This window comes from Flectobacillus major DSM 103 (genome assembly GCF_000427405.1).
Lineage (GTDB): Bacteria > Bacteroidota > Bacteroidia > Cytophagales > Spirosomataceae > Flectobacillus > Flectobacillus major.
The window spans coordinates 2,976,972-2,988,893 of sequence record NZ_KE386491.1; the positions used below are offsets into that span (position 1 = coordinate 2,976,972).

Consider the following 11,922-nt stretch of genomic DNA (forward strand, 5'->3'; position numbering starts at 1 on the left):
AATCCCCCTTGCAGGTTTTTTTACGCTGCAAGGGGATTTATCTTTAAGCCACAATCTGAATAATCTTTACGGGACAAGCCTCCAAAGCTTGTTGATTTTCAGGAAATTCGTCTTCAGAAAGGGTTATTTGGTAAATCCCTTTCTTTTCAGTAGCTCCTAATAAAACAGCCTTTCCATCCTTTTTCGACATTCGCCAACGCTGAAAAGCTATTTCAACGCAAGCGTTGCAACCAATACAACGATTACGATAATGAATAAGCTTAAACATGAGCTGATACAATTTTATAAAGTTTATCAGAGGGCCTAATTTTTTCCTGAATAGGAATCGACACGGTATTGCCCTTTGCGGCCTTTTCAACCGAAATCCCCGACGCTATTCTGATTTCATGAGCTGTAGTTGCTACATAACCCGTTGTAGGCCCTGTTATAATCAGCTTGTCGCCCAGCATAATTTCGTTGCTTTCTAGTAAAAACTCGCCAACACCAATTTTTTCAAAATACTTTAGCCCCTTGCCCAAATACACCTTTTTTTGAGTAGCTACTGAGCCATATTGATTACTCCATTCACCCATTTTACGCCCCAAATAATACCCATCCCAAAAACCTCTATTATATACCTTGGTGAGTTCTTCTTGCCAGGCTGCTATTTTATCGGGTGTATAAGTACCTGTTTTTATGGCATCTACGGCCTCACGATAGCATTTTGTTGTACTATAGACATAGTCGGCGGCACGCCCACGACCTTCTATTTTGAGAACACTAACACCAGCTTCGACAATCTTATCCAAGAAATCAATGGTACACAAATCTTTGGCCGACATAATGTACTCGTTGTCGATTTCTAGCTCAATTCCCTCCTCTTTATCAATAACCGTATATTCTCGGCGACAATTCTGGATACATGCCCCCCGATTAGCCGAAGCGTTGTGCGAATGTAAACTCAGGTAACATTTGCCCGAAACCGCCATACATAAAGCCCCATGAGCAAAAATTTCGACTTCGACCAAACGCCCCGAAGGCCCTGTTATTTGATTTCGACGAATCGTTTTAACTATATCGCCTACCTGTTTGAGGGTAAGCTCACGAGCCAATACCACAACATCGGCATAATCTGCAAAAAGCTCGACAGTTTCTATATTGGTAATATTTGACTGGGTAGAAATATGCAACTCCATACCCCTTTTACGACAATAGTTCATCACCGCCAAATCTGAGGCAATCACAGCCGTAATACCAGCCTCTTTGGCTTGGTCGATAATCCGACGCATCAAAGATATATCGTGGTCATAAATAATGGTATTGAGGGTAATATAGCTTTTCACCCCCTTTTCTGAGCAAATACGAGCTACTTCGGGTAGGTCATCAACCGTAAAATTATTGGTTTGTCTGGCTCGCATATTCAATTGTTCTACACCAAAATATACAGAATTTGCTCCGGCCTTGATAGCTGCCATCATGGCCTCCCAAGAGCCCGCAGGAGCCATGATTTCGATGGTTGATTTTGTCATTTTTCAGATACTGATTTAAGGCAAAGCCTTTTGAGAAAGTCAGTTTTACCACTGATTTACCTTTTTAAAAACTTGCAAAAATATCTCAATCATCATTTTAGAAAAATAAGTTATACACAGCCTATACAATGATATTTATCAATCTTGTTTTTACCTCAATAACCCTTTTGGGTTATTTCCTCGTCATCAAAAATCAATAACGCACTTATTTACAATCATTTGGCACACCTATCAGGTAATTGTGGAAGCCTTGCATTTGGTCTAACTTTACGGTATGCCTTGTGACAGTAATAGTAATACCTTTAACAGCCGATATGTATGAAATCTCTTTCCATCCTTCCTTTATGTTTATTGCTTGTATTCATAGCTGCATGTAGCAAAAAAGTAGTCGAGAACCCTACCCCAACCGCCCAAGATATAGTGGGAGTACAAAGTGCAAAAAGCTATCTTTTTGAAAATAAAAATAGTACCGTAGGGCTTATAGTTATCAACAAAGAGGCTGGCTACACTTTTGTCATTTCGGGCAACAAAACCAACAGTGGGCGGCTCAAAAGTATAAAAGGCGTTATGGCAATTAGGCAGGCCGACCAACGCAAAATTTTGTATTGGCTCGATAACGAATATAGGCTTAGCAACATTATTTATAGCACTGGCGAACGCCTTGTTTTTAGTAATTATAACCTAGCCAAAAGCACAGTCGACCTACAATTTTATGGGTATAGTAATGCCCAATACGGTTTATTGGCACAAAAACAAGGCTTTGCTCTTACATCCGACTACTTCCAACTGGCTCTTTCCTACAAACAAATCACTACGATGGGTGTCAATAACTTTCCGAGTGGCAGAATTGCCGCACCCAATACCTGTAACGATGCCGTGTACAATGCTGTAGCAGGAGCATATATTGCCGCTGGGCTTGAGAGTTGTGCAGGTAATTTGAGTTCGGCTTTTGGGGGTGCTGTTGGTACAATTTTGGGTAAAAAGGAGGTTATTGATGCACTAAAAGGCGTTGGCTCTGATTGTGGCAAATTGGCAGTAGCCTTGGGGCGTGCAGCCGACGGCAAGCCAGCAATTGCCTGTGGTGGTAGCTCGGAGGCCTCGCCACCGCCTTGTGTTGACAACGCTTTTAACTTGGCCGAACAGGCCGTTAATGGGGTTGTTCCTTCGGATCCAGAAATGGCTAAAAAATTAGTCAATGCTCTCCAAGAAAACTGTGATACAGGTGGCGGTGCTATGGATGCCTTGGCCGACGCAGCTTGTCAATGCAATCCCGACGACAAGGATATACCAGAAGAAAACAAACCCGCCAATAGTGCTGGCGACCCACACATCAGAACTTTGGATGGCCTTGGTTATAGCTTTCAGGGATTTGGGGAGTTTATTGCAACGAAGGCTTCTAATGATAATTTAGAAATACAGGTACGCCAACAACCTTGGCAAAATAGTACCAATACCCTAGCAACTGTCAATACAGCCCTAGCAATTCGCCTCAATAACGATATTGTTTCGGTATATGTCAATCCTGCCAAAATCATTGTCAATGGCCAAGTATTAGACAATTCTTTTACCACAAAAACCCTAACCAACAAAGCCTATATTGCCAAAAATAGCTACGAAATCCATATTGTAACTGGCAATAAAGACGAAGTCGTGATTAGGCCCTACACCTATCACCTCGACTATCTGGTATCGCTTAATAGTACTCGGAAAGGCAAAGTAAATGGTATTTTGGGCAATTTTGATGGCAATACCACCAACGACCTACAATTGTCGAACGGCAAGGCTATTAGCTATTCTTTTGGCGAGTTGTATCCTAGCTATGCCGACAGTTGGCGTATTCAACAAAGCAATTCACTGTTTGTGTATGATGCTGGCAAAAATACCGATTCTTATACCAATAAGGCTTTTCCACAAGCTCCACCTAGCTTTTTGGCCAGCCAACAGCAGCAAGCTACCAATACTTGTAAAGCCGCAGGAATTTCAGAAGAGCCTTTTCTTAGCTATTGTGTCTATGATGTTCTGGTTACAGGCGACAACAGCCTCGTAAAATCTGCCAAATGGGCTATGGAAATAGAACCAACGGTTGTTTCGGCGATAAGTACCGATTTAACTCTATTCCAAAATGTTAGAATAGAAACGGGTAGTTCTCAGAAAGACACCGATGCCCTTTGTGCTTTGGATTTAGATAATGGAAAAGTCTACAGCCTTGCTACAGGTGTTGGGCAGAGTAAAAATATAGATTTGCTTGTTGTACCTAACTGTAATAGCAACTTGATGATGAGTATTTATCCCAAAACATGTGGTAGTTCATGCGGAACATCGGTTATTAACCAAACCTTACAATCGCTCAATTGGCAAGCCTACAAAACAGGACAAATTCGCTATTTAGATACCTCCAACCCTGCCAATACCTTAGCTCTAAGCCAATGGAACAATATTCATTCGCCAACAGATATTAGCAACTTAGTAAAGGTGTCGCTCAATGCTTCCGAAACCTTTACCAATACCAGCGTATTTCTGGATGCCTCCACGCAGGGCAATGCGTGCAAACCAAGCATTTTACAAAATCAATACTTATATGCCTTTATTACCCAAGAAGGGAAAAAAGGTGTATTCAGAATTACAGGCACGGGCGATGTGGCAGGCAAAACAGGAGCAAGATGGTTTATGTTAGATATTAAAATTCAAAAATAGCTTGTGAATCAATGCAATAAAATCCCCCCCTATTATCACGGTTTATTTATTAGTTGTAAAAACACTATGGAGATGCTAAATCACTACCTATTCCTATCTGTAAAATCAACTATTGAAGTACATTGAATACAAAAAATGTTCATTACATTTCGCTGATTTTGGCAGATTTCTTAAAAGAATAATTGCAACAACTTAAACCGTGATAATGTATCAATGGGGTTCTCAAAGCTTTTACCTACGCTCTCTTTATTTCTATTTACTATTTACCTTATCCACTCAGCCCTATTTTACATTGGCCCATTGTAAACATACTGGCATAGACACTTCAACCGACGTTCCTGTATAGGTAAATTTCCCTGTGGCTTTATCTCTTTTGAATATAGTAATATTATCGCTGTCTTGGTTGGCTACCAAAATATAGTTTCCTGTTGGGTCTATCGCAAAGTTTCGTGGGGTTTTGCCTGCTACATTGGTGTTATCAACCCAAGTAAGTTGACCTGTTTTGGTATTAATGGCATATACGGTAATACTTTCATGAGAACGATTAGAGGCATATAAAAACTTGCCATCGGGCGAAATATGAATATCAGCACACCATTTTTTGCCTGTATAGTCGGCTGGCAAAGTAGAAATCGTTTGAGTAGCCTTCAAGCCTCCTTTCTGATAACGATAGGCTGTAACGGTAGCCGAAAGCTCTTCGATGACATAAGCCCATTTGCCATTAGGATGAAAGGTAAAATGACGTGGCCCCGAGCCTGCTATAGAACTTGTATAAGCGGGTTTACCTTCATTCAAGAGTCCTTTTTGCGTATCTAATGAATAAGTATAGATTTTGTCGACACCTAGGTCTGGTACAAAAACATCTTGATTGTTGGGAGCTACGTTGATAGAATGAACGTGAGGTTTTTCTTGGCGACTTGCGTTGACCGAGTGCCCTGTATGTTGAATCGTTTGGGTAGCTTTTCCGACTGTACCATTGCCCAAAATTGGCAAAATACTCAAACTACCTCCGCCATAATTACCCGCTATTACCCATTTGCCTGTACGGTCGGTGGTAATATGGCAAGGCCCAGCCCCACCAGCAGACTCGCTATTGAGGAAAGATAAACTTCCAGACTGTTTGTCAAAACTAAAGGCATTGACAGTACCATCGCCATCGGTTTCGCCTACCGAATAGGCAAATTTTTGATTGGGCGAAAGCGTAATAAAAGAAGGGTTTTTAACGCCACTTACCACACTCGAAAACTGTAGTTCGCCTGTAGCTGTATTAAACTTATATACATAAATACCTTTACTAGCTTTGGAAGTGTAAGTGCCTACCAAAACATAAAACTCTTGAGGTGCTTGAGCCAATATAGCCGACGACCAAACCAAAAATAGGCTTAATAAAATTGATATTTTTTTCACTGGATAGTTGGGGGGTTAGCATGATTATAAATACCCAACTAAGTTAGTATGCTATTGGTAAAAAATGGTATTTTATTACAGAAAAAACCACGTTCTATTTTTAGAACGTGGCTGAATATTGTTTTTATAGAATGGCTTTCGCCCAAAAATCAATGACCTTTGCCTTTGCCCTTCCCTTTGCCACGGCCACCGTTCATTGGCGGTACATCGGCAACCTTCGAGAATGTACCTGTGGTATCAAATACCAAAACTTTTCTATCTGTTCCATTATTGATAGATACATACAATGTACCATCGGTAGCCGTACCGGCATGCTTAATGGTATACCCTGCATAATTGGTAGTAATATAGCTTGTTACCGACGTAGCCAAAGTTGTAATATCTACCTCTGTAAGCTTGGCTTTGCGACCATAATGAGCCAAAGTTTGTTTGAATATGCCGCTGGCATCGAACAACAACCCTGTATGAACTTTATTCAATAAAACACCCACAACATACTGACCTAATGAATCGGTTGCTGCAAATTTTACTTGAGCACCAGCATAATTTGTATTGATATAGGTAATTATAGCACTCGGTAATGCAGTAGAGTCGATTGGCGTAAGTTTTCCTTTACATTTTTGCTTGGTTACAGTATCGGCATCGGCGGCAGTACGAGCAGCCGAAACCTGAATTGCTTCTAAATCGCCATCGGTATTGTCAGAAGGTGACACTTCTTGCGACTGACAACTAATTACAAATAGGCCTGCAATAGCCATCATTAATAATAACAATTGTTTTTTCATCTGTACTTGGGTTTAACTATTCTACAATATGGGAAAGTGAAACGTTTCATTAGTACATGACTGTATGTCGACAAAAAGCGTTGCTTGCTCTACAATAATTATTCATAAATATCTAAAGATTGTATTTCCTTGAATAAATTCATAACCGAATCGCTGGGGGTTTGTCCTTTACCCTCTTTGCTATTTTTGAAGTATTCGATAAACAATTCTTCCATCGACTGGAATTTTTCGTCTAGCAAAACCATCTTACTATTTTGGGCATCTAAGTGCTGTTTGTTTTGTTTTACTTCTGGTACAATTGGCAACATCATGGCATGAGCATCCATCAATCGTTTTTTATCGCCCGACTCCAAATAGTTATCTGTTACCATTGTGATTTGTACAATGGCCTCTTGATGAACCTCTAACCAAGCCAAGGCATCGTCGACAGCCGTAAATTTGGCACGCATCAGTTTTTTCCCTTTTTCTAGGGCAATAGGCATAGTTACCACCTCTGTGGCTGGTTCGGCTTCTATCAATACCACATATTTGGTTTGGTTGGCTTCCGAAAAGCTATAGGCCAACGGGCTACTCGAATACACAATCGGACACGGCGATGTATCTACGGTTTGATACCGATGCAAATGCCCCAAAGCTACATATTGGGTTTGGGAAGGGATATTTTCAGAATAAATAACAGATGCCCCTCCAACATGCAAAATAGGCTTTTCGTCGTCGGGTTCTTCGGGTTGTTCACCTCCTTTTTTCATCATAAACAAATGTGTCGCCAAGATATTGACACCTTGCTCGTCGAAATACCGATTGGCCAAATCCTGCCAATGTTGCTGAAGGTGTTCTCGTAGGCCACTGTCGGTATTGTCTACCCCCAGATACGTTTTTAGCCTTAGTTCGTTGGCATAAGGCGTTAATATTAATCGTAAAGGTACTTTTTGATTAGGTAGCTGAATTTCGACAAAACCCTTGTCGGCCTTTGTAATAACCAAGCCCGCTTGTGTAGCAAATGGCTGAATAGCCGTATTGGGATAGCCCACAAAAATAATTCCGCAAGCCCGTGCCAGTGCGTCGGGTACTTCAATGCGTTCGGGCGAATCATGATTGCCTGCAATAGCAATTACGGCCCTAGTGCCATTGTGCGAAAGCCGATGCAAGGTACTGTATAACAACTCGGTAGCCTCGGCAGATGGATTAAAGTTGTCGAACAAATCGCCTGCAACTATCACTGCGTCTACTTGTTGCTGTTCGGCAATTTCACAAATTTCGGTGAGTACTTCTTTTTGTTCTTCTAGCCGTGAAAAGTTATCTAAACGTTTTCCTAAATGCCAATCGGCAGTATGTAATATTTTCATGATTGTTCCTTTTAAATACTAAGGCACTAAATTGCTCAAAAAAGGTAAGTGAATATGATGCTTGGAATACAACCCAAACAGAAAACCCCCTATGCCCGAAATAAGGCCAATACAAACTGCCGTAGCCAATATCACCAAAAAAGCCTTACCGATACCTCGCCAAATGTTTTTTTCTTCAAAAAATTGAATATAAGCCCAAATAATATAGGCACTCGTTAGTAAAGATGCTACGATACCATGTACAATTAAGAGGATTAAATGGGCTTTCCCGAATATCTGAAAAGGAAACAACAGCAATTTAATGAGTTCGGCATGAGACAGTAGAAAAAGGTTGAGGACAACACCTTCCGTAAAATTGTATCGACTATTACCCAAAATTCTACTCGAAAAAAAACCATACATAATAATACTAATCATTAGCTGATAGGTATAGTTTTCAAAGGCAAAGTGTAAAATTTTTTCTACAAAAGGTAACACCATTTTCCTATCTTGGGCAGTCATTGGGCCTACTAAAGATTTTATATCAAAAAAGTTACCCCAAAAGGTTATATAAATCCAAGTACTAAGCCCTCCTATCATTAACAAATAATTGACAGGATGAAAATGTACCACTCTTTTACCCTCAACATATTCACGGATACTATGCCCAGGGCGTAAAGTAAGCTCTTTGATAGTAAACAGTATTCCTCTGTTTAGGTAAGTAAAGGCATTGAGTAATTCCGAAAATATGTCATTAAAATGGAGTCGTTTGGTTTTGGCTTTTTGTCCACAATTGGGGCAATAATGCCCATGAAACTCATTTTTACAATTTTTACACTGAATAGCAGTATGGGTATGACTCATAGAATAGGTTATTAGCCGGTTTAGCTTGCAAGATAATTAGTTCATCAGGTTTTAGAAAGAAAGATGGGCTATTTTATCCTATACGATTCTCTGAATTATCTCCTCAATTCATTTATTCAGGAGGTGTTTTATCGTCTAAACTTTCTTATCTTCACCCTAGCAACTCAGCCTAATACCATAACACTTATGAAAACGATAATCTACTTATTATTAATGGTTTGCACGCATATTTCTTTTGCCCAAACCATTATTTTTGTACAGGCCAATGCTCCTGCTGGAGGCAATGGCACAATAGCTAGGCCTTTCAACAAAATTGCAGATGCCCTCTATACCGCCCCCAACGGCCAGCCTACTACGATTTATTTGAGGGCTGGAACTTTCAAAGAAGCCGTCTTTATTTTCAAGTCGGGCAATATTTCGGGGTTTCTATCAATTGAACCCTACCAAAATGAAACTGTTATTTTGGATGGAACAGAAGTAAGCAATTCGCCCAAAGAAGGTGTCGTAATTGTCAATCAGTCGTATGTAAGAATCAAGGGTTTAAAAATCAGGAATTATATTGGTAATTACTCAAAAGGTATTGCTATTATTGAAGCCTCGCATCATATCGAAATTCTGAATAATGAAATAGAGCAGATTCATTTTTCGAGTAATGATGTTTCTCCTTTACAAAATTACTCGCTCAATACCAATCCTATTGTAGTACGAAATATCAACACAATACCAGCTCATACGTTTTTGATAAAGGGCAATAGAGTACACGATTGCCGAACAGGATATAGCGAGGGGATTCAGGTAAGCGGCAATGTCGATAATTTTGTTATTGAAGAAAATATCGTATACAATATCAAGAATATAGGTATTGTGGCAGGTGGTTTTCATGGTTTAAATACCTATGCTCGTCGGGGCAAAATCTTCAATAATGTGGTTTATAACTGTAAAAGTCCTGTAGCTTTGGCGGCGGGGATTTATATTGATGGAGCTAGGAATATTACCGCCGAGCGGAATAAAGTATACAACTGCCAAAGGGGCTTTGCTATTAACTGCGAAACGCCTAATCAATATGCCTCAAGAGATACCCTCAGAAATAACATAGCCTACAACAATACTAGGGCGGGCTTTAGTATGGGCGGGCTTAATAGTGCCTACGGAGGGTGGGTTGATAGCTCGGCTATTGTTTATAATACCTCTTACAACAATTTTCAAAATACCCTAGAACCCGAAGAAACAAGCCCTACCGACTTTGGCGAGATCACCTTGGATTTTTCTAAAAATTCGGTCGTCAAAAACAATATCTTTCACAATGGCAACCGTTCTCGAATTCTTAATTCATATAGTTCTTATATCAACTTACAACTAAATCATAACCTTTGGTTTTCGGACGGAAGCCTGTCAAACTTACTATTTGTTTATAATTCAACCCCTTATTATGCTTTTAGCAATTATCAAAACGCTACAAATCAAGACCGCCAGTCGGTTGTTGGCCAACCAAGCTTTATGAATGCTGCATTGGGAGATTTCAGGTTATTGTGTAATTCTAAGGCCATCGGAATTGCCGATTTGGCAGTGAACCGAGGCAATACTGACTTTGGTGGAGGAAGCCGCCTATACGGAACATACCCTGATGCGGGTGCCGACGAATACGAAAACACCATTATCAAAAGTATATCTTCGGGGGCTTGGCACAGTACTACTACTTGGGACTGCAACTGTATACCTATTGCTTGCGATACCGTAATGATTCAAAATAGCCACATAATTAGTATCCAAAGCCTTGCTAGAGCCAAGCAAGTATTCAATTATGGACAAGTCAATATCGTAGCCAATGGCAATCTGGTATTAGGTTTATGATTTTGTATACTCAGCCTCTATTTTTGGCAAAACCCATATTTTTATTTATTTAAAAAACCTTATCGAAATAGCCAGTATTTTAACAAAACAGCAATACAAAAGGCATTTATTTATTATTTTTCTAAAAAAATAAACTGATTGTTAATTATTTAAAAAAAAGTTAGCTTCACAAAACAACATCAAGTAATTTTGTACAATTTTTGGAGGTATTGATACAATCTCAAGCCTCAACATACTTTTTCATAATCCGAAATAACAAAAACAATGTCTGTCGAATTATTATCAAGTCGAATCAACGCATTAGAAGAGTCGGCTACGTTGGGAATGACCAAAAAAGCTCGTGAATTAGCAGCACAAGGTCATAAAGTTATCAGCCTTTCTGTAGGTGAGCCAGATTTTAAAACACCCAAGCATATTTGTGATGCAGCCAAGGATGCTATCGATGCTGGCTTTCATGGTTATTCACCAGTAGCTGGTTATCCTGATTTGCGTAAAGCAATTGCTGATAAACTCAAACGTGACAATAACCTTGAATGGGGTGCTGAAAATATTGTAGTTTCAACAGGAGCTAAACACGCATTGGCTAATGCTATTTCGGTATTGGTTAATCCAGGTGAAGAGGTAATCATTTTTGCACCGTACTGGGTATCGTACTCAGAAATGGTAAAATTGGCCGAAGGTACTTCGGTAATTGTAGAGGGTTCTTTTGAAAACAACTTCAAAGTTACTCCTGAGCAATTTGAAGCAGCGATTACACCAAAAACAAAGTTGGTGATGTTTGCTTCGCCAAATAACCCAACAGGGTCGGTTTATACAGAAGAAGAACTAAGAGCTATTGCAGCTATCGTTGAAAAACACCCTAATATCTTTGTTTTGGCTGATGAGATTTACGAATACATCAACTTTACAGAAGGTGGGCATTTCTCGATTGGTTCGATTCCTGCTATCAAAGACCGTGTTATTACTGTAAACGGTGTTGCCAAAGGTCATGCTATGACAGGTTGGAGAATCGGCTTTACGGCTTCTGCCAAATGGATTGCCGAAGGTTTAGAGAAATTACAAGGGCAGGTTACTTCAGGTACATGCTCGATTGCCCAAAAAGCAGCCGTAGCAGCATTCAATGGCCCTTTAGACGAAGCTTACAAAATGAAAGAAGCTTATGACCGTCGTCGTAAGTTGGTAGTAGGCTTATTGCGTGAAATTCCTGGTTTTAAAGTAAATATGCCCGACGGAGCATTCTACGCATTCCCAGATATTAGCTATTATTTTGGCAAAACCGATGGCGTTACTACCATCAACAACTCAGATGATTTCTGTTTGTGGTTATTGGCCGAGGCGTTTGTAGCTACTGTAGCAGGTTCGGGCTTTGGTGCACCTAACTGTATGCGTATTTCTACGGCTGCTGCCGACGAACAGTTGGCTGAAGCTTGCGAAAGAATTAAAGTAGCTGTTGCTAAATTGAAATAATCACTCTTTTAGAGAATTACC

General features: G+C 40.0%; 9 protein-coding genes. 3 read left to right on the forward strand and 6 right to left on the reverse strand.

Annotation, left to right across the window (positions count from 1 at the left end; all coding sequences use genetic code 11):
* Positions 1-43 precede the first annotated feature (43 nt).
* Together FLEMA_RS0123305 and FLEMA_RS0123310 are read right to left on the reverse strand one after the other, a co-directional pair.
* Positions 44-268, reverse strand: a complete 225-nt coding sequence (locus tag FLEMA_RS0123305) for a ferredoxin (protein WP_026996065.1) — start codon at positions 266-268, stop codon at positions 44-46.
* Positions 261-1,508, reverse strand: coding sequence for a peptidase U32 family protein (locus tag FLEMA_RS0123310; RefSeq protein ID WP_026997800.1), 1,248 nt, complete (start codon positions 1,506-1,508; stop codon positions 261-263). The genes FLEMA_RS0123305 and FLEMA_RS0123310 overlap by 8 nt, the downstream gene beginning before the upstream one ends.
* A gap of 318 nt (positions 1,509-1,826) precedes the next feature.
* On the opposite strand from FLEMA_RS0123310, the gene FLEMA_RS69720 reads away from it, so the two are divergent.
* Positions 1,827-4,202, forward strand: a complete 2,376-nt coding sequence (locus tag FLEMA_RS69720) for a VWD domain-containing protein (RefSeq protein ID WP_044171896.1) — start codon at positions 1,827-1,829, stop codon at positions 4,200-4,202.
* Between the two features lie 282 nt (positions 4,203-4,484).
* On the opposite strand, the gene FLEMA_RS0123400 is transcribed toward FLEMA_RS69720, so the two are convergent.
* The 4 genes from FLEMA_RS0123400 to FLEMA_RS69725 all read right to left on the reverse strand — a co-directional run bounded on the left by FLEMA_RS0123400 (position 4,485) and on the right by FLEMA_RS69725 (position 8,583).
* Positions 4,485-5,609 carry a lactonase family protein gene (locus FLEMA_RS0123400; protein WP_044171897.1) on the reverse strand — a complete coding sequence of 375 codons (1,125 nt, stop codon included), beginning with the start codon at positions 5,607-5,609 and terminating at the stop codon, positions 4,485-4,487.
* A 149-nt stretch (positions 5,610-5,758) separates the two neighbouring features.
* Positions 5,759-6,394, reverse strand: a complete 636-nt coding sequence (locus FLEMA_RS0123410) for a hypothetical protein (protein ID WP_026996069.1) — start codon at positions 6,392-6,394, stop codon at positions 5,759-5,761.
* Positions 6,395-6,492: 98 nt separating this feature from the next.
* On the reverse strand, positions 6,493-7,740 hold the full coding sequence (locus tag FLEMA_RS0123415; RefSeq protein WP_026997802.1) for a metallophosphoesterase family protein: 1,248 nt from the start codon (positions 7,738-7,740) through the stop codon (positions 6,493-6,495).
* An 18-nt stretch (positions 7,741-7,758) separates the two neighbouring features.
* Positions 7,759-8,583 (reverse strand): DUF3667 domain-containing protein, encoded by an 825-nt coding sequence (locus FLEMA_RS69725; protein ID WP_044171898.1) that lies wholly within the window; start codon positions 8,581-8,583, stop codon positions 7,759-7,761.
* A 186-nt stretch (positions 8,584-8,769) separates the two neighbouring features.
* On the opposite strand from FLEMA_RS69725, the gene FLEMA_RS69730 reads away from it, so the two are divergent.
* Both FLEMA_RS69730 and FLEMA_RS69735 read left to right on the forward strand, forming a co-directional pair.
* Positions 8,770-10,434, forward strand: coding sequence for a right-handed parallel beta-helix repeat-containing protein (locus FLEMA_RS69730; protein ID WP_159102694.1), 1,665 nt, complete (start codon positions 8,770-8,772; stop codon positions 10,432-10,434).
* 264 nt (positions 10,435-10,698) lie between these two features.
* On the forward strand, positions 10,699-11,901 hold the full coding sequence (locus FLEMA_RS69735; protein ID WP_174395951.1) for a pyridoxal phosphate-dependent aminotransferase: 1,203 nt from the start codon (positions 10,699-10,701) through the stop codon (positions 11,899-11,901).
* Positions 11,902-11,922: the final 21 nt, after the last annotated feature.

Bases quoted from the DNA above. Each gene is read 5' to 3' on its own strand.
- FLEMA_RS69725 (WP_044171898.1), bottom strand. From the start codon at position 8,583: ATGAGTCATACCCATACTGCTATTCAGTGTAAAAATTGTAAAAATGAG.
- FLEMA_RS69730 (WP_159102694.1), top strand. From the start codon at position 8,770: ATGAAAACGATAATCTACTTATTATTAATGGTTTGCACGCATATTTCT.
- FLEMA_RS0123310 (WP_026997800.1), bottom strand. From the start codon at position 1,508: ATGACAAAATCAACCATCGAAATCATGGCTCCTGCGGGCTCTTGGGAG.
- FLEMA_RS69720 (WP_044171896.1), top strand. From the start codon at position 1,827: ATGAAATCTCTTTCCATCCTTCCTTTATGTTTATTGCTTGTATTCATA.
- FLEMA_RS0123410 (WP_026996069.1), bottom strand. From the start codon at position 6,394: ATGAAAAAACAATTGTTATTATTAATGATGGCTATTGCAGGCCTATTT.
- FLEMA_RS0123415 (WP_026997802.1), bottom strand. From the start codon at position 7,740: ATGAAAATATTACATACTGCCGATTGGCATTTAGGAAAACGTTTAGAT.
- FLEMA_RS0123305 (WP_026996065.1), bottom strand. From the start codon at position 268: ATGTTTAAGCTTATTCATTATCGTAATCGTTGTATTGGTTGCAACGCT.
- FLEMA_RS69735 (WP_174395951.1), top strand. From the start codon at position 10,699: ATGTCTGTCGAATTATTATCAAGTCGAATCAACGCATTAGAAGAGTCG.